The sequence below is a fragment of the Pseudomonas sp. A34-9 genome (assembly GCF_029543085.1).
Lineage (GTDB): Bacteria > Pseudomonadota > Gammaproteobacteria > Pseudomonadales > Pseudomonadaceae > Aquipseudomonas.
The window spans coordinates 5,507,381-5,525,433 of sequence record NZ_CP119967.1; the positions used below are offsets into that span (position 1 = coordinate 5,507,381).

17 protein-coding genes are annotated in these 18,053 nt (G+C 60.0%); 11 read left to right on the plus strand and 6 right to left on the minus strand.

Translation table 11 applies throughout. From position 1 onward, the window contains the following. Nucleotides 1-226: 226 nt before the first annotated feature. From P3G59_RS24590 to P3G59_RS24605, 4 genes are read right to left on the minus strand one after another with little or no spacing between them, the layout of a single operon-like run. Nucleotides 227-1,078 carry a ChaN family lipoprotein gene (locus tag P3G59_RS24590; protein WP_277759315.1) on the minus strand — a complete coding sequence of 284 codons (852 nt, stop codon included), beginning with the start codon at nucleotides 1,076-1,078 and terminating at the stop codon, nucleotides 227-229. Between the two features lie 21 nt (nucleotides 1,079-1,099). Then, nucleotides 1,100-1,867 (minus strand): heme ABC transporter ATP-binding protein, encoded by a 768-nt coding sequence (locus tag P3G59_RS24595; protein ID WP_277759316.1) that lies wholly within the window; start codon nucleotides 1,865-1,867, stop codon nucleotides 1,100-1,102. Next, nucleotides 1,867-2,850 carry an iron ABC transporter permease gene (locus tag P3G59_RS24600; protein WP_277762200.1) on the minus strand — a complete coding sequence of 328 codons (984 nt, stop codon included), beginning with the start codon at nucleotides 2,848-2,850 and terminating at the stop codon, nucleotides 1,867-1,869. Before P3G59_RS24600 ends, P3G59_RS24595 begins: the two co-directional genes overlap by 1 nt. A gap of 50 nt (nucleotides 2,851-2,900) precedes the next feature. Next, nucleotides 2,901-3,773, minus strand: coding sequence for an ABC transporter substrate-binding protein (locus P3G59_RS24605; protein WP_277759317.1), 873 nt, complete (start codon nucleotides 3,771-3,773; stop codon nucleotides 2,901-2,903). A 166-nt stretch (nucleotides 3,774-3,939) separates the two neighbouring features. Here P3G59_RS24605 and P3G59_RS24610 point away from each other — a divergent pair, with 166 nt between their 5' ends. Further along, complete coding sequence (locus P3G59_RS24610) at nucleotides 3,940-4,257, plus strand: Rieske (2Fe-2S) protein (RefSeq protein WP_277759318.1); 318 nt, start codon at nucleotides 3,940-3,942, stop codon at nucleotides 4,255-4,257. Here P3G59_RS24610 and sfsA read toward each other — a convergent pair. Next, on the minus strand, nucleotides 4,254-4,967 hold the full coding sequence (gene sfsA, locus P3G59_RS24615; protein ID WP_277759319.1) for a DNA/RNA nuclease SfsA: 714 nt from the start codon (nucleotides 4,965-4,967) through the stop codon (nucleotides 4,254-4,256). The genes P3G59_RS24610 and sfsA overlap by 4 nt on opposite strands. Then, nucleotides 4,967-6,139 (minus strand): pyridoxal phosphate-dependent aminotransferase, encoded by a 1,173-nt coding sequence (locus P3G59_RS24620; RefSeq protein ID WP_003228248.1) that lies wholly within the window; start codon nucleotides 6,137-6,139, stop codon nucleotides 4,967-4,969. Before P3G59_RS24620 ends, sfsA begins: the two co-directional genes overlap by 1 nt. A gap of 334 nt (nucleotides 6,140-6,473) precedes the next feature. Between P3G59_RS24620 and dksA the strand changes: the two genes are divergently transcribed. From dksA to panD, 10 genes are all read left to right on the plus strand, one after another. After that, nucleotides 6,474-6,917: an RNA polymerase-binding protein DksA gene (dksA, locus tag P3G59_RS24625; RefSeq protein WP_008080850.1), complete on the plus strand. Its 444-nt coding sequence runs from the start codon at nucleotides 6,474-6,476 to the stop codon at nucleotides 6,915-6,917. Between the two features lie 197 nt (nucleotides 6,918-7,114). Beyond that, entirely contained in the window at nucleotides 7,115-8,011 is an 897-nt protein-coding gene (gene gluQRS / locus P3G59_RS24630; RefSeq protein WP_277759320.1) for a tRNA glutamyl-Q(34) synthetase GluQRS, read from the plus strand. A 77-nt stretch (nucleotides 8,012-8,088) separates the two neighbouring features. Next, on the plus strand, nucleotides 8,089-8,265 hold the full coding sequence (locus tag P3G59_RS24635; protein WP_003176118.1) for a hypothetical protein: 177 nt from the start codon (nucleotides 8,089-8,091) through the stop codon (nucleotides 8,263-8,265). Further along, nucleotides 8,249-11,203, plus strand: a complete 2,955-nt coding sequence (locus P3G59_RS24640; protein ID WP_178087436.1) for a sensor histidine kinase — start codon at nucleotides 8,249-8,251, stop codon at nucleotides 11,201-11,203. The genes P3G59_RS24635 and P3G59_RS24640 overlap by 17 nt, the downstream gene beginning before the upstream one ends. A gap of 22 nt (nucleotides 11,204-11,225) precedes the next feature. Then, on the plus strand, nucleotides 11,226-12,659 hold the full coding sequence (locus P3G59_RS24645) for a sigma-54 dependent transcriptional regulator (protein WP_277759321.1): 1,434 nt from the start codon (nucleotides 11,226-11,228) through the stop codon (nucleotides 12,657-12,659). Between the two features lie 733 nt (nucleotides 12,660-13,392). Continuing rightward, complete coding sequence (locus P3G59_RS24650; RefSeq protein WP_277759322.1) at nucleotides 13,393-14,793, plus strand: polynucleotide adenylyltransferase PcnB; 1,401 nt, start codon at nucleotides 13,393-13,395, stop codon at nucleotides 14,791-14,793. Nucleotides 14,794-14,796: 3 nt separating this feature from the next. Continuing rightward, on the plus strand, nucleotides 14,797-15,282 hold the full coding sequence (gene folK, locus P3G59_RS24655) for a 2-amino-4-hydroxy-6-hydroxymethyldihydropteridine diphosphokinase (RefSeq protein ID WP_277759323.1): 486 nt from the start codon (nucleotides 14,797-14,799) through the stop codon (nucleotides 15,280-15,282). 396 nt (nucleotides 15,283-15,678) lie between these two features. After that, nucleotides 15,679-16,479, plus strand: coding sequence for a 3-methyl-2-oxobutanoate hydroxymethyltransferase (panB, locus tag P3G59_RS24660; RefSeq protein ID WP_277759324.1), 801 nt, complete (start codon nucleotides 15,679-15,681; stop codon nucleotides 16,477-16,479). Then, the gene (panC, locus tag P3G59_RS24665) at nucleotides 16,476-17,336 is read left to right on the plus strand and encodes a pantoate--beta-alanine ligase (RefSeq protein WP_277759325.1); all 861 of its coding nucleotides are present in this window, start codon (nucleotides 16,476-16,478) and stop codon (nucleotides 17,334-17,336) included. Before panB ends, panC begins: the two co-directional genes overlap by 4 nt. Nucleotides 17,337-17,547: 211 nt before the next feature. Beyond that, nucleotides 17,548-17,928, plus strand: a complete 381-nt coding sequence (panD, locus tag P3G59_RS24670) for an aspartate 1-decarboxylase (RefSeq protein ID WP_003205654.1) — start codon at nucleotides 17,548-17,550, stop codon at nucleotides 17,926-17,928. Nucleotides 17,929-18,053: the final 125 nt, after the last annotated feature.

Sequence of the window (18,053 nt, forward strand, 5' to 3'; positions counted from 1 at the left end):
ACCCCGTGTTTACCGGGTGTTCCGGCCATTTACCAGACGAATTCAAAGAAACGGAAAAACAGTTGTTGACTCGGTAATGAGAATCGCTATGATTATCACAACTGATCGCGAGATCAGTCGATATTCTGAAAAGCCCTTGGTTCGGACTCTCAGATTATCTCCTCATCAGGCTAATCACGGTTATTTGACCCGGTTTTTACCGGGTCTTTTTTTGCCTGTGGAAACGTCATTTGCCGAACTGCTTGCGCATCTGTTCGCAGTAATCCTGCTTTGGGGTGGCGGGTGTGTACCAAACGTAATCGGCCATCCCGGCAGTCACCTCGCCGCCCTGCTCTGCCAGCATCAAAACCGTGGGCGCTTCAGTGGCGCCCAAATCCACAACATGTAACGGCACGCCAACGTCCTTGCGCGCATGCCACGCCCCGGCGAATAACACAGAAGGTTTCGCTGCAGCCAACAGGCGCTCGGCCATACGCCGATCACGTTGTTGCTGAACGGCGAGCATCGCCGGCATCTGTGATTCGGGCAGCAAGCCACAGTGAGAATCACCGATCTGCTCCAGTAGCATTTGCTTCACCGACTCCGCGTTACTGCGCGCACCACCAAGAACAGGAGGATTGCGATAGAAGGCACGGATTTCGCTATTTTCAAGATTGGCCGCCAGCAACGGATAAGGCTGCGCGAGGGCGAAACGCACGATCGGCCCGTAGAGATTCCAGTCCCAGCCATCCTGCCAGGCCAGTGCAGCGGGAAGATCAGTGGGTGGCGAGGCAGACTGGCGAACGGCGTCGATTTTGGCTTGCTGATCCGGTGTGAGCATTTCCAGCAACAGACTGCCTTGCGGTCTTTGCTCGCCGAGCGACTGCAAAATCCATAACTGCGCGGCGTGATGATCGGCGTTGTCATGCTGCTCGCCAATAATCACCCGTTCAGCTACAGCAAGCCGGTTGACCAACTCTTGCGCCGTCAGCACCTCTGCGCTGCGCAGGTCGCGAATCTCGCCATTGATCGGCGGTGGCGCAACCCCATGCTGACACCCCGCAAGCCACAACACCGCCAAAAGCCACAAACCACGCATGCCATCACCTCGATGATTCAATCAGCGGGCGATGATCAGCGGATGCCCGCGCTCCGGGTGCGGCTGCACCAACACTTCGAGACCGAATACGGCCTGGAGCGTGTCCGGTCGCAAAACCTGCTGCGGAGTATCCAGCGCCACCGGGCGCCCGCCTTCCAGCAGCAGAATGCGATCACAATAGCGCGCAGCCAGATTCAGATCATGCAGGATCACCAATACCGCGGCGCCACGATCGGCAAACTCGCGCACCGCCTGCAACGTGGTGTGCTGATGCAGCGGATCAAGCATTGACGTGGGTTCATCCAACAGTAACGTCTGCCCGGCCTGACCAGGCCAAAGCTGCGCCAGCACCCGCGCCAGATGCACGCGCTGACGCTCGCCACCGGACAGCGCCAGATAACTGCGGCCACTCAAGTGCCCGGCATCCGCCGCGGCCAAAGCGGCAGCGATGATTTCGTCATCACGCACCCGACCACTTTGCCAAGGCAAACGGCCCATGCCGACCACTTCTTCGACGCGAAAGGCAAAATCCAGCGTCGACACCTGAGGCAACACTGCCAGTCGTTGCGCACGCTGCGGGCCAGTCCAGTGACTCAACGCCTGCCCGTCGAGCGAAACCCCGCCCGTGCTCGCCGCCAACTCACCGCACAAGGCGCCCAGCAAGGTACTTTTGCCTGCACCGTTCGGCCCCAGCACACCGAGTACTTCACCCGGTTCAAGCTGCAGCGTGACATTGTTGAGCACAGTCTTGCGACCACGCTGAATGTGCAGATCGTTTGCACGCAACATCAGGCGCGCCCTCGTAACAACAGATAGAGGAAGAACGGCGCACCGATAAACGCGGTGACAATACCGATCGGCAATTCTGCCGGCGCCAGCGCCAAGCGCGCGACCAGATCAGCCAACAGCAGCAGGCTTGCCCCCGCCAATACCGATGCCGGCAGCAAGACTTTGTGGTCCGGCCCCGCCAGCAAGCGCACCAGATGCGGCACCACCAACCCGACAAAACCGATCATCCCGGCTGCTGCCACGGCCGCGCCAACACCCAATGCTGTGCAAAACACCAATTCACGCTTGAGCCGCTCGACATCAATCCCCAGATGCCCGGCCTCGGATTCGCCAAGCAGCAAGGCATTCAACGCTTTAGCCCGACGCGGCAACCACAGCGCGACACCGGCGCTGATGATCAGCAATGGCCACAGCCGCGCATAACTGGCGCCATTGAGGCTGCCAAGGTTCCAGAACGTCAGCGTGCGCAATGTCGCGTCATCCGCCAGATAAGTGAACAGGCCGACGGCCGAACTGGCCAGCGCCGTCAGGGCAATCCCCGCGAGCAACATGGTCGCGACATTGGTTTGGCCGTTGCGGCGCCCCAGTCGATAGACCAGCGCCGTCACCCCTAACCCACCGAGAAACGCGCAGACCGACAACAGATACGGTCCAAACCATTCCGGCAGGCCGCCAAAAAACGAGCCGCCGACAATCGCGATCGCCGCGCCCAATGCCGCACCGCTGGAAACACCGACCAGCCCCGGATCCGCCAGCGGGTTACGAAACAAGCCCTGCATTGCCACACCGGACAACGCCAGCACGCCGCCGACCGCCAGCCCGAGCAAGGTACGCGGCAAACGAATCTGCCCCAGGATCAGCTCCGCCTGCTCCAGCCCGCCTGGCGCCAATGGCACGCCGAGCATGCGTAACGCCGCGCGTAATGTGTCGAACAGCGGCAGGCTGACCGGCCCGAGTGCCAGCGACAGCCAGATCGCCAGCAAACACAGGAGCGTCAGGCCAATGAACAAGGCACGGGGTTTTACCAGTGTGGTCATTGGCCGCTCTGGGCCGGGTAGAAACCGTCAGACAGGGTTTTCAAGGCTGCCGGCAGTCGGGGTCCGAGTCCGCCAACCAGCAAGGTCGGATCCAGTTCCAGCACGCGCCCGGCCTTGGCCGCGCGGCTTGAATTGAGAATCGGGTTTTCCTTGAACAGCGCCGCTTTCGCCGCCTCACCAGTCAGCGCACGATCGGCGAATACCAGCACTTCAGGATCAAGGCTGGCGAGGGATTCCACGGAAAACGGCTTGTAACCCGTGTGAGTTGCCAGATTATGTCCGCCGGCCTGTTGCAGCAGCCAATCAGCGGCGGTGTCCTTGCCGGCGATCAACGGTTTGCCACCGGCATGCCCGAGCAACAGCAGCACACCCGGGGCTTTGTGTTTGGCCTGAGCTTCGGTAACCCGCGCCTTCTGTGCATCAAGCTGCTGTTGATAACGTTGCAGCAACTGCGCAGCCTGCGGCTCGGCGCTGAGCAACTGACCCAGGTGAGTCAGGTTTTTCTCCAGCGTCGGCAGATCCGGTTGCGCCGAGAACAGTTCAACCTGCACCTTGGCTGCCTTCACCTGCGCCAATACCGGCGGCGGCCCCATCTCTTCCGTGCCGATCAGAATGTCCGGACGCAGACTGAGAATGCCCTCAGCCGAAAGGCTGCGCTGATAACCAATGCTCGGCAGCGCTTTCAGCGACTCGGGATGCTGACTGGTGGTGTCGACGCCGACCAGTTTCGACTCGCCGCCCAACGCACTGACCCACTCCGACAATGCGCCGCCGGCACTGACCCAGCGTTGCGGCAAATCAGCCGCTGCCGCCTGGTGACTGACCAGAAGTCCGACACACAGCACGGCAATGCGGGTACTCAGGCGCATACACAGCTTCCTTGAATAAGGTTTTTCCCGGGCATCAGGATGGCAGGCCAAGTATCCTCGACATCTGCCAGCCGCCCTACGGACGAAGGCTGCCATTTGATAATTGTTTGCATTTAAACGTCAAGCTCGGACATATCCAGACACGAGCCGACACTAGAGGATAGTCATGAAGTTTCTCTGCGCGGGCGCCGATCTGGCTGAAGCGAAAAGCCGTGGTTTTGAGATCGACGGGAACAAACTGTTCGCCGTGCGCCGCAGCGGCCAGGCGTATGTCTACCTCAATCGCTGCCCGCATCGCGGGGTCGGGCTGGAATGGCAGCCCGACCAGTTTCTCGACCCGAGCAACAGCCTGATCCAGTGCGCCACCCACGGCGCACTGTTTTTGATCGAAGACGGAGAATGCGTGGCCGGGCCTTGTGCCGGGCAATCACTCACCGCCATCAATTGCCGCGAAGACGCGCAGGGGTTGTGGATCGATGTTTAACCGTTGAGCAGCACGTCGAGGCGTCGGTCGATGACCATTTCTTCATGGCTCAAACGCACACCGTACGCCAGCACCTCGACGCCACAAGCCACAGCTTCCCTCAATGCCTGGGCGTAGGCCGGATCGATTTCTTCGGCGGGTCGCACCGCGTCAATCTCGCTGAGATTGACGCAATACAACTGCACCGCCCGTATCCCGTCCCGCGCCAGATGCGCCAATTCCCGCAGATGCTTGGCGCCGCGCTGGGTCACGGCATCGGGAAACGCCGCCACAGCTGTACCGTCGAAACCCAGGGTGACGCTTTTCACCTCTACATAGGCCGGGCCGCTGGGGTATTCGAGGCGGAAGTCGATACGGCTCTTTTCCTGCCCGTACGCGACTTCACGCTTCAATGCGGTAAAGCCGTTCAACTCGGTGATAACGCCCGCCTGCAGCGCCTCTTCAACCAGACCGTTGGCCCGTGCCGTATTCACACAAAACAAGCGGCCTTGCGGGGTTTCACCAACTTCCCACGTACCGGGCAATTTGCGTTTCGGATCGTTGGAGCGACTGAACCACACCTGCCCGCCCTCGACCTGACAATTGAGCATCGAGCCGGTGTTCGGGCAGTGAATGGTCAGCAACTCGCCGCTAACGGTTTCGATATCGGCGAGAAAACGCTTGTAACGACGAATCAGACGCGCTTCTTCAAGCGCTGGATAAAAGCGCATCAGCCTTGCCAGCTCTTCAAGCCACGCGCGATTCGTTCCACCGCTTCTTGTAAGCGAGGGAGGTTTTGCGTGTAGGCAAAACGCACATGATGGCTGGCCTGATAACGTCCGAAATCCAGACCCGGGGTGAAGGCAACGTGTTCGGTTTCGAGAAAATGCCGGCAGAACGCGAAGGCATCGCCGCCGAACTGGCTGATATCCGCGTAAAGATAGAACGCGCCTTCAGGCTCTACGGCGATGTTGAAACCCAACTCACGCAACGCCGGCAGGAGGAAGTCGCGGCGACGGCCGAATTCGGCGCGGCGCTCTTCCAGAATAGCGATGGTGTCCGGCTCGAAACAGGCCAGCGCCGCGTACTGGGCCATGCTCGGCGCACTGATGTAAAGATTCTGCGCCAGTTTCTCCAGCTCACTGACGGCGGCATCCGGCGCCACCAGCCAGCCAAGTCGCCAGCCGGTCATACCGAAGTATTTGGAGAAACTGTTCAACACGAAGGCGCTGTCATCAACTTCCAATACGCTCGCCGCATCGGTGCCGTAAGTCAGGCCGTGGTAGATCTCGTCCACCACCAGATGACCATGGCGAGCCTTGATGGCTGTGGATAACCCGGCCAGTTCGTCACGGGTCAGGATGGTGCCGGTCGGATTGGCCGGCGAAGCGACCAATGCACCGACGCTGTCGTGATCCCAATGCCGTGCGACCAGATCCGGGGTCAGTTGATAACGCACCTCCGGCCCCACCGGCACCAGTTGCGCCGCGCCTTCGACCAGTCGCAGAAAGTGCCGGTTACACGGGTAGCCCGGATCCGCCAGCAGCCAGTGTTTACCTGGATCGACCAGCAACGCGCTGGCCAGCAACAGCGCGCCGGAACCGCCCGGCGTGATCAGAATCCGCCGCGGATCGATGTTCAGGCCATAGCGCGATTGATAAAACCCGGAAATGGCTTCGCGCAGCTCGGGAATGCCACGTGCGGCGGTGTAACGGGTCTTGCCCGCCGTCAGCGCAGCCTGGCCGGCACGGATGATCGGCTCGGCCGTGGTGAAGTCTGGCTCGCCGATTTCCAGGTGGATCACGTCATGACCTTCAGCCTGTAACTCATTGGCCCGCGCCAGCAGCGCCATCACATGGAACGGTTCGATCGCACGACTGCGCGCACTGTAAGGCTGAGCCATTGGTTTTCCTTCGGCAGGGAAAAAGAGACGATTCTACCCATCTGCCGGAACGAGCGAGAACCCGCAGCGGTCACAGCCTCAAGAACGCTGGACTGTAACGATACGCACGTACGCTCCAGGATTGACTAAAATCAGTGATTGAACAGGTCTTCAACACCACCAGACACGGCTTGCCAAACATTTGCAAGCGCCACCCGCCGGGGCCTCGACATCCGGGAGTAGCGCAGGCTGAATTGATCTGGTAAGTTCGCCCGCTTGCAGCCGCAGGGCCGGCAGGTGTCGGTGATGGAGCAATCCTGCGCAATGGATTACAAGAGTAGAGGCGGTCCATTTCATGCCCACCCAAGCAAAGCAACAGCAGAATCAGACGATCAGCGGTTTCGAACCTTATGTTCCGGCCAAAGGTGAGGAGTACATGGGCGCCCCGATGCGCGCGCACTTCACCAAGGTCCTGAACAAGTGGAAACAGGAGTTGATGCAGGAAGTCGACCGCACCGTTGACCACATGAAGGACGAAGCTGCCAATTTCCCGGATCCGGCCGACCGTGCCAGCCAGGAAGAAGAATTCGCCCTCGAGCTGCGCGCCCGCGACCGCGAACGCAAGCTGATCAAGAAAATCGACAAGACACTGCAACTGATCGAAGACGAAGAGTACGGTTGGTGTGATTCGTGCGGCGTCGAGATCGGCGTAAAACGCCTTGAAGCACGCCCTACAGCCGACATGTGCGTCGACTGCAAGACACTGGCGGAAATCAAGGAAAAGCAGGTCGGCAAGTAATCTCGACCTGAACGAAAAACGGAGCGTGCGAACGCTCCGTTTTTGTTTCTGCCTTTTGCCTTATATCCCCTGTGGGAGCGAGCTTGCTCGCGAAAGGGCCAGATGCCTCAACATTCATGTAGCAGACACACCGCCTTCGCGAGCAAGCTCGCTCCCACAGGTGTTGTGTACACGCTCTGAAAAAGTACTGTTGCCCCATGACTGCCAAAAAATCCCCCGCCTACATCGGCCGCTTCGCCCCAACCCCCAGTGGCCACTTGCACTTCGGCTCGCTGGTTGCCGCCCTCGCCTCCTACCTCGATGCCCGTTCGGTCGGCGGTCGCTGGCTGGTGCGCATGGAAGATCTCGATCCGCCCCGTGAAGAACCCGGTGCGCAAGCCGCGATCCTCAAGGCGCTGGAGAGCTATGGCTTCGAATGGGATGGCGACATGGTGCGCCAGAGCGATCGACATGACGCCTACGCCGATGTGCTCAACAGCCTGTTCAATCATGGTCTGGCCTACGCTTGCACCTGCTCGCGCAAACAGCTCGAAGCGTACAACGGCATCTATCCGGGCCTGTGCCGCAATGCCGGCCATGATCAGCAAGATGCGGCGATCCGCCTGCGCGTGCCGGAACTGGAATACCACTTCGTCGACCGCGTACAGGGCGAATACCGCCAGCATCTGGGCCGCGACGTCGGCGATTTCGTGATCCGCCGCCGCGATGGCCTCTATGCCTATCAATTGGCCGTGGTCCTAGACGATGCCTGGCAAGGCATCACCGACATCGTCCGCGGTGCCGACCTGCTCGATTCGACCCCGCGCCAGCTTTACCTGCAAGAACTGTTGGGCCTGCGCCAACCGCGTTACCTGCACCTGCCGCTGATCACCCAGCCGGACGGCAACAAGCTCGGCAAGTCATACCGCTCGCCGCCGCTGGAGGTCGATCAAGCGACCCCGTTGTTGCTGCGAGCCCTGCGCGCACTGGGGCAAAACCCCGGCACCGAACTGGCCCACGCCTCACCACAAGAACTGCTCAACTGGGGCAGCGCACACTGGGATGCCACGAAGATCCCGCGCACACTGACGCTGCCCGAAGCGCAACTGCTATGACGACACTTGCAGTCGTGCGCCCATCCGTTACCATCGCCGCACGTTTTCGGGCACGCGCATAAAAAAGAGAGGCCGGGATGTACATCTATCGCTTGGTCCTGCTTTTAGTCGTGGGGATCTACCTGTTTTCCCCCGCCATCATGGATTGGTGGATCGACGCTACGGGCGCCTGGTATCGCCCCTATCTGCTCTGGCTGATCCTGATTGTCGTGACCTTCATCCTGCAGAGCCAAAAAGATGCCGATGAGCTTTAGCCTGACCCAGATGATCCTGATCAGCGCCGCATACCTGGCGGTGCTGTTCGGCGTTGCCTGGATCAGCGAACGGGGCATGATCCCGCGCGCGATCATTCGCCACCCGTTGACCTACACTTTGTCGTTGGGGGTTTATGCCAGTGCCTGGGCGTTTTACGGCACGGTCGGCCTCGCCTATCAGTACGGCTACGGCTTTCTGTCCAGTTATCTCGGCGTGTCCGGCGCGTTTCTGCTGGCCCCGGTATTGCTCTATCCGATCCTGAAAATCACCCGCACCTATCAACTGTCGTCGCTGGCGGATCTGTTCGCGTTCCGCTTCCGCAGTACCTGGGCGGGCGCGCTGACCACGATCTTCATGCTGATCGGCGTGCTACCGCTGCTGGCCTTGCAGATTCAGGCCGTCGCCGACTCCATCGGCATCCTCACCGGTGAACCGATCCAGAGCCGAGTGGCATTGGCTTTCTGCGCGCTGATCATCCTGTTCACGATTTTCTTCGGTTCCCGACATATCGCCACCCGTGAAAAGCACGAAGGGCTGGTGTTCGCGATTGCCTTTGAATCGGTGATCAAACTGGTCGCCCTCGGCGGCGTTGGTCTGTATGCGCTGTACGGCGTGTTCGACGGCCCGCAGCAACTTGAGCTGTGGCTGCTGCAAAACCAGACCGCTCTCGCCGCGCTGCACACGCCATTGCAGGAAGGCCCTTGGCGCACGTTGCTGTTGGTGTTCTTCGCCTCGGCGATCGTTATGCCGCACATGTATCACATGACTTTTACCGAGAACCTCAATCCGCGGTCTCTGGTGAGTGCGAGCTGGGGTTTGCCGCTGTTCCTGCTGCTGATGAGTCTGGCGGTACCGCTGATCCTGTGGGCCGGCCTCAAGCTCGGCGCAACGACCAATCCGGAATACTTCACCCTCGGCATCGGCATCGCCGCCAACAGCAAACCGCTGGCCTTGCTCGCCTATGTCGGCGGTTTATCGGCGGCCAGCGGGCTGATCATCGTCACCACGCTGGCGCTGTCGGGCATGGCGCTGAACCACTTGGTGCTGCCGCTTTATCAGCCTCCGGCCGAAGGCAATATCTACCGCTGGCTGAAGTGGACACGCCGGGCGCTGATCGTCGCGATCATCATGGCCGGTTTCGGTTTCTACCTGATGCTCGGTGCCGAACAGGATCTGGCCAACCTCGGCATCGTCGCGTTTGTCGCCACGTTGCAATTCCTGCCCGGCGTGTTGTCGGTGCTGTACTGGCCGACGGCCAACCGTCGCGGTTTCATCGCGGGTCTGCTGGCGGGGATTCTGGTCTGGGTGGTGACCATGCTGTTGCCGCTGGTCGGCAATCTGCAGGGTTTCTACATCCCGCTGCTGAACATGATTTATGTGCTCGACGACACCAGTTGGCACATGGCCGCAATCGCCTCGCTCGCCGCCAACGTCTTGATGTTCACTTTGATTTCGCTGTTCACTAACGCCAGCCCCGAAGAGGCCAGCGCCGCCGAAGCCTGCGCTGTGGATAACGTTCGTCGCCCACAGCGCCGCGAACTGCACGCTGCCTCGCCGCAGGAATTCGCCACCCAACTGGCCAAACCGCTGGGCGCCAAGGCTGCACAAAAAGAAGTCGAGCAAGCGCTGCGTGACCTTTATCTGCCCTTCGACGAACGCCGCCCTTATGCCCTGCGTCGTTTGCGTGACCGGATCGAAGCCAACCTCTCCGGCCTGATGGGCCCGAGTGTGGCGCAAGATATGGTCGAAACCTTCCTGCCGTACAAGGCCGGTGGCGAAAACTACGTGACCGAAGACATCCATTTCATCGAAAGCCGCCTCGAGGATTACCACTCGCGTCTCACAGGTCTGGCCGCTGAACTCGATGCGCTGCGCCGTTATCACCGCCAGACCCTGCAAGAACTGCCGATGGGCGTCTGTTCGCTGGCCAAGGATCAAGAGATCCTGATGTGGAACAAGGCCATGGAAGAACTCACCGGGATCGCCGCGCAGCGCGTGGTCGGCTCGCGCCTGAGCACCATTGGCGAGCCGTGGAAGGAATTGCTGCAGGGTTTCATCAATCTGCCCGACGAGCATTTGCACAAACAGCACCTGGCCCTCGACGGCCAGACCCGCTGGCTGAACCTGCACAAAGCCGCCATCGATGAACCGCTCGCACCGGGCAACAGTGGCCTGGTATTACTGGTCGAGGATTTGACCGAAACCCAGATGCTCGAAGACAAACTGGTGCACTCGGAACGCCTGGCCAGCATCGGTCGCCTCGCGGCCGGTGTAGCCCACGAAATCGGCAACCCGATCACCGGCATCGCCTGTCTGGCGCAGAACCTGCGCGAAGAACGCGAAGACGACGGCGAACTGACGGAAATCAGCGGGCAGATTCTTGAACAGACCAAACGGGTGTCACGCATCGTCCAGTCACTGATGAGCTTTGCTCACGCCGGCAGCCATCAGCACAGCGATGAACCCGTGTGTCTGGCCGAAGTCGCCCAGGACGCCATCGGCCTGCTGGCGCTGAACCGACGCAACTTCGAAGTGCAGTTCTACAACCTGTGCGATCCCGATCACTGGGTCGAAGGTGACCCGCAGCGGCTCGCCCAGGTCCTGATCAATCTGCTCTCCAACGCCCGCGACGCCTCGCCGCCGCACAGTGCGGTTCGGGTCAAGAGCGAAGCCGGCGAACACACGGTCGATCTGATCGTGGAGGACGAAGGCAGCGGTATTCCGAAGAACATCATGGACCGATTGTTCGAACCCTTCTTCACCACCAAGGATCCTGGCGAAGGCACCGGTCTGGGCCTTGCACTGGTCTATTCCATCGTTGAAGAGCATTATGGACAAATCACCATCGACAGCCCGGCTGATGTACAAAGCCAACGCGGCACCCGTATCCGGGTGACCTTACCGCGTCATGTCGAAGCGACGTCCGCTGTGAACTGAGACCGTCGAGAGTATCGAATCAATGCCGCACATTTTGATCGTCGAAGACGAAACAATTATCCGCTCCGCCTTGCGCCGCCTGCTGGAACGCAATCAGTACCAGGTCAGCGAAGCCGGTTCAGTGCAGGAAGCACAAGAACGCTTCACCATTCCTACGTTCGACCTGATCGTCAGCGATCTGCGCTTGCCGGGCGCGCCGGGCACCGAGCTGATCAAGCTCGGCCAGGGCACACCGGTGCTGATCATGACCAGCTACGCCAGCCTGCGTTCGGCGGTCGACTCGATGAAGATGGGCGCGGTGGACTACATCGCCAAGCCTTTCGACCACGATGAAATGCTTCAGGCTGTCGCGCGGATCCTGCGTGATCGCCAATCGGCACCGGCTGCCGGCGAAGCGGTTGCCAGCAAACCGGCCAATGGCAGCGGCAAATCCGCCGTCGACAATAGCAACGGCGAAATCGGCATCATCGGCTCCTGCCCGCCGATGCAGGATCTGTACAGCAAGATCCGCAAAGTCGCGCCGACCGATTCCAACGTGTTGATCCAGGGCGAGTCCGGCACCGGTAAGGAACTGGTGGCCCGCGCCCTGCACAACCTGTCGAAACGCGCCAAGGCGCCGATGATCTCGGTGAACTGCGCAGCCATTCCGGAAAGCCTGATCGAATCCGAACTGTTCGGCCACGAAAAAGGTGCGTTTACCGGTGCCAGCGCCGGTCGCGCCGGTCTGGTTGAAGCGGCGGACGGCGGCACGCTGTTCCTCGACGAAATCGGTGAGCTGCCACTGGAAGCTCAGGCCCGCCTGTTGCGCGTATTGCAGGAAGGCGAGATTCGCCGGGTCGGCTCGGTGCAGTCGCAGAAAGTCGATGTGCGCTTGATCGCCGCGACCCACCGCGATCTCAAGAGCCTGGCAAAAATCGGCCAGTTCCGTGAAGACCTTTATTACCGTCTGCACGTGATCGCGTTGAAACTGCCGGCGCTGCGCGAGCGCGGCGCTGACGTCAACGAAATCGCCACTGCTTTTCTCGCTCGCCAGAGTGCGCGCATCAACCGTACCGACCTGAAATTTGCTGCGGATGCCGAACAGGCGATCCGTCATTATTCCTGGCCAGGTAACGTGCGTGAGCTGGAGAACGCGGTCGAGCGCGCAGTGATTCTGAGCGAAAGCCCGGAAATCTCCGCCGATCTGCTGGGCATCGACATCGAGTTGAGCGATCTGGAAGACGACGAGTTCATCGGTCTGCCGCCACAGGCGGGTAACGCCAGCAATAGCAGCCACGAGCCGACCGAAGACCTGTCACTGGAAGACTACTTCCAGCACTTCGTTCTCGAGCATCAGGACCACATGACTGAAACCGAACTGGCGCGCAAACTGGGCGTCAGCCGTAAATGCCTGTGGGAACGCCGTCAGCGCTTGGGCATTCCGCGGCGCAAGACCGGGGTCGCCAGCGAGAGCTGAACGTTACCTGTCGAGTGTGCGGGTAACGCTTGAACCGGTTAAAAAACTGTTACCTCAGTTCTTTCACGTAACAGAAGCCGGGGTTATCGGTAACGAAACCCCGGCTTTTTTTCGCCCCGAGAAAACGGTTATATCGACCTAACCCCTTGTTTTATTGGGTTTCGCAAAAGTTGGCACGCCCCCTGCTATATGTTTGGTACAAGAACAATAACAAGCAATGCACAAGACAATAAAAATAAGACGAATCGACTCACGCACAATAAAAACAAGACGGCGAGAGGCGCAGCTAACTGATTCTTTTGGAGAGGCGTTGTATTTGGGGCTTGCCCCACGACCAGGCCGAGAACAACAAAAACTGTCCTAAGACAGAGCCTGTACTGGTTGGATCGAGAGATCACTGCAATTCAGCGACCAAAGCAATCCGTTTGCTCTTGGCTCCCGATTGGGAGGGTCACGAAGGAAACACTTCGTGGCGAGGGCACTCAACAAAAACAAGAAGCCCGAATCAATAATAAAAAGAGCACGCAACTACTTCTTGGGGAGCTTCGGCTCCCCTTGTAGTTTCTCCTCCCGGCAAAATCCTCCCTTTTTATCGCGCGCGATGCCTGTAGCCTGCGGCTTGCAGCTCAAATCGGCCGTGTCCTACACCATCCCCCGACTAAATGCTAGAATCTGCGCCCATCATGCGGTCATTCTTTGGTATGGCCGAACATTCCTTCAAACAGTGCATCCCATGCTGAAGAAGTTGTTCCAGTCATTCCGAACTCCCGTGCGTCGTACGCAACACATCCGCAGCACCCCTGAAGTGCTCAACAGCGGCCAACATTCGCTGCAGAAAACGCAATTCAGCCGCTATGCGGTGAATATCGTCGAACGCCTGCAAGGTGCCGGTTACCAGGCTTATCTGGTCGGCGGTTGCGTGCGTGACATGTTGCTGGGCATCACGCCCAAGGACTTCGACGTCGCCACCAGCGCCACCCCTGAGCAAGTCCGTGCCGAATTCCGCAATGCGCGGATCATCGGTCGCCGCTTCAAACTGGTGCACATCCATTTCGGTCGCGAAATCATCGAAGTCGCAACCTTCCGCGCCAATCACCCGGTCAACGAAGACGACGAAGACAGCAACCAGTCTTCGCGTAACGAAAGCGGGCGGATTCTGCGCGACAACGTTTACGGCACTCTGGAGGAAGACGCGCAACGCCGCGACTTCACCATCAACGCCCTGTATTACGATCCGGTCAGCGAGCGCATCCTCGATTACGCCAATGGCGTACACGACATCCGCAATCACCTGATCCGCCTGATCGGCGATCCGAAGCAGCGCTATCAGGAAGACCCGGTGCGCATGCTGCGTGCCGTGCGTTTTGCCGCCAAGCTCAACTTCGGCATCGAGAAGCACACCGTGCAGCCGATCCGTGAACTGGCGCCGATGCTGCGCGAGATCCCGTCGGCGCGTCTGTTTGAAGAAGTGCTCAAGCTGTTCCTCTCCGGACACGGCGCGATCACCTTCGAAATGCTGGTCGATCTGCAGTTGTTCGCCCCGTTGTTCCCGGCCAGTGCCGATGCGCTGGAACACAACCCGGAGTACACCCACACGCTGATCAGCGAAGCGCTGACCAACACCGACCTGCGCATCAAGCAGAACAAACCGGTGACCCCGGCGTTCCTGTTTGCCGCGCTGTTGTGGCCGGCTTTGCCGGCTCGCGTGCTGCGTCTGCAAGAACGTGGCATGCCGCCGATTCCGGCCATGCAGGAAGGCGCGCACGAACTGATCGCCGAACAGTGCCAGCGCATTGCGATTCCGAAGCGTTTTACCATGCCGATCCGCGAGATCTGGGACATGCAGGAGCGGCTGCCACGCCGCAGCGGCAAACGTGCCGATCTGTTGCTCGATAACCCGCGTTTCCGTGCCGGTTACGACTTCCTGCTGCTGCGTGAAAGCGCTGGCGAGGAAACGGATGGCCTGGGCGAATGGTGGACGGACTATCAGGACGCCAACGACAGCGAGCGTCGCGACATGATCCGCGACCTCAGCGGCAAGGGCGATGATGCCAGTGGCGCGCCGCGCAAACGTCGCCGCAGCAGCGGCTCCAAGCGCAAGCGCGCCGGGGCTCCGAGCGCATCGAGCGAGTAACGCATGGAACGCATCTACATCGGCCTGGGCAGCAACCTCGCTGACCCTGCCGAACAACTGCGCAGCGCCGTCGAGGCGCTGGGGCGATTGCCGCAGACGACCCTCGCCGGTGTTTCCGCCTTCTATCAAAGCGATTCGTTGTTGCCCGGCCAGCCGCGTTACACCAACGCGGTAGCCGCGCTCGACAGCACGCTTGCCCCGCTGCAATTGCTGGATGCGCTGCAGGCGATCGAAAATGATCAGGGCCGCGAACGCCTTGAGCGCTGGGGCCCGCGTACGCTGGATCTGGACATTCTGCTGTTCGGCGATCGACTGATCGACGAGCCACGCCTGAAAGTCCCGCATTACCAGATTCAGGAACGCGCATTCGTGCTCTACCCCCTCGCCGAACTGGCCCCGCAAGATTTGCGTCTTGCCGATGGCCGCACCTTGTCCGATCTGCTGGCAGCCTGCCCGTTCGTCGGCCTGGAACGCCTCCCCCACGCCTGACACAAATCCCCTGTAGGAGCTGTCGAGTGAAACGAGGCTGCGATCTTTTGATCTTTCAAATCAAGATCAAAAGATCGCAGCGTTGCGCAGCTCCTACAAAATGCAGCGTTCAACATTCAATTTTTGTCGGACAAAAATCCGGCGAATCAGCCCCGCCGCAGCGCTGAATCGCATCAGTAACGCCGGTAACACTCCCCTCGTAACAATGCGGTAACACACGCAATTGACTTCCTGTTGGCTCATCACGACTATAGGCGTCCCGCTGCCGCCAACCCGGCACATACGGGCGCAATCCAGGCCTTATAAGCACGACAAAAGAGCGTGCGCCTGAGTAGATGAAGAATCACGCGCGTTACTCGCAGTAGTTTCCAGAGCGCCTGAACGAGGATTTTTTACATGCCAGCCATCACCCTGACCACGCTCCAGAAACTCAAGCAGGAAGGCCAAAAGATCACCATGCTGACCTGCTATGACGCGACCTTCGCCCACGCCTGTAACGAGGCCGGTGTCGAAGTGCTGCTGGTGGGCGACTCCCTCGGCATGGTCTTGCAAGGTCACGACAGCACGTTGCCGGTGACCACCGCAGAAATGGCCTACCACACCGCCTGCGTCAAACGCGGCAACACCAATGCCCTGATCCTCGCCGATTTGCCGTTCATGGCCAACGCCACCCTCGAGCAAACCCTGAGCAACAGCGCCATATTGATGCAGGCCGGCGCGCACATGGTCAAAGTCGAAGGTCAGTTGTGGCTGGCCGAATCGATCCGTCTGCTCGCCGAACGCGGTGTGCCGGTGTGCGCGCACATGGGCCTGACCCCGCAAGCGGTGAACATTCTCGGTGGCTATAAAGTGCAGGGCCGTAACGAGAACCAGGCACGGCAGATGCGCGCGGATGCGATTTCGCTGGAACAGGCCGGTGCGGCGATGCTGCTGCTGGAATGCGTGCCGAGCGAACTGGCTGCAGAAATCAGCCAGGCGGTAAAAATTCCGGTCATCGGGATTGGCGCCGGTAATGCCGTTGACGGCCAGGTATTGGTGCTGCATGACATGCTCGGCCTGTCGATCACTGGCCACGTGCCGAAGTTCGTGAAGAACTTCATGCACGGCCAGGACAGCATCCAGTCTGCGCTGAAGGCCTATGTCAGCGAAGTCAAAGCCACCACGTTCCCTGGTATCGAACACGGATTCTCTGCATGAACACCGTTAAAACCGTACGCGAACTGCGCGCCGCTGTTGCACGCGCTCGCAGCGAAGGCAAGCGCATCGGCTTCGTGCCGACCATGGGCAATCTGCACAGCGGTCACGTTGCCCTGATCACCAAAGCCACCCAACGCGTGGATTTCGTGGTCGCGAGCATTTTCGTCAACCCGCTGCAATTCGGCGCCGGCGAAGACCTCGACAAGTACCCGCGCACCTTGGCGGCGGATCAGGAAAAACTGCTCGAAGCCGGTTGCTCTCTACTGTTCGCGCCAACTGTCGAAGAAATGTACCCCGACGGCATGGCCGGACAGACTCGCGTCAGCGTGCCGCAGTTGTCCGAAGGCCTGTGCGGCGCCAGCCGTCCGGGGCACTTCGAAGGTGTCGCGACTGTCGTCAGCAAACTGTTCAACATGGTCCAGCCGGATCTGGCGATTTTCGGCCAGAAGGATTACCAGCAACTGGCGGTGATCCGCGCGCTGGTGCACGACTTGAACATGCCGATCCAGATCATCGGCGAGCCGACCGTGCGTGCCGCCGACGGCCTGGCGCTGTCGTCGCGCAATGGCTTCCTCAGCGAAGAACAGCGCGCGGTGGCCCCGGTGGTTTATCGCAGCCTGAGCGCGATCGCAGAATCGATCGAGCAAGGTGAGCGCGACTTCCCGGCACTGATCAGTGCTCAGCTGCAGCAGCTGGAAGCGGCAGGGCTGCGTCCGGATTACCTGGAAATCCGCCATGCGCTGACCTTGCGGCCGGCGGTGGCTGAAGACCGTGATCTGGTGATTCTGGTGGCAGCGTTTCTCGGCACCACGCGGTTGATCGACAACCTGCACCTGAACCTCGATACCCCGGTTTAACCAACACCGCAATATCCCCTGTGGGAGCGAGCCTGCTCGCGAATGCGGTGTGTCATTCAGCACAAATGTTGACTGACACACCGCATTCGCGAGCAGGCTCGCTCCCACAGTGGTTTTCGGTGTTATGAGAATTGCATTTCAAGCCTTATTGCCGCCCCCAAAGCCTTCGGGCACACTGCCCGCCGTTCGATTCCAACCCGGGAACACCCTCATGCACGCGATCATGCTCAAGGCCAAACTGCACCGCGCCGAAGTCACTCATGCGGTGCTCGATTACGAAGGTTCGTGCGCCATCGATGGCGAGTGGCTGGACTTGTCCGGCATCCGTGAATACGAGCAGATCCAGATTTATAACGTCGACAACGGCGAGCGTTTCACCACCTACGCGATTCGTGGCGAAGAAGGCTCGCGGATGATCTCCGTCAACGGCGCCGCTGCGCACAAGGCCAAGGTTGGCGACCGCGTGATCATTTGTGCCTACGCCCATTACAGCGAAGCCGAGCTGGTCAATTTCAAGCCGCGCATGCTCTACATGGCACCGGGCAATGAGTTGAGCCACACCAGCAACGCCATCCCGGTTCAGCTCGCCTGATCGCGAAATCGCCCCGCTCCCCCTCCGTTTGTCGGCCAGTTCCCGGTCTCGATGTTAAAAAAGTACAGGGATCTGGTCAGACAAAGTCAAGACAGAACGCAGCGCGAGGTTTACTGTATTCGCCC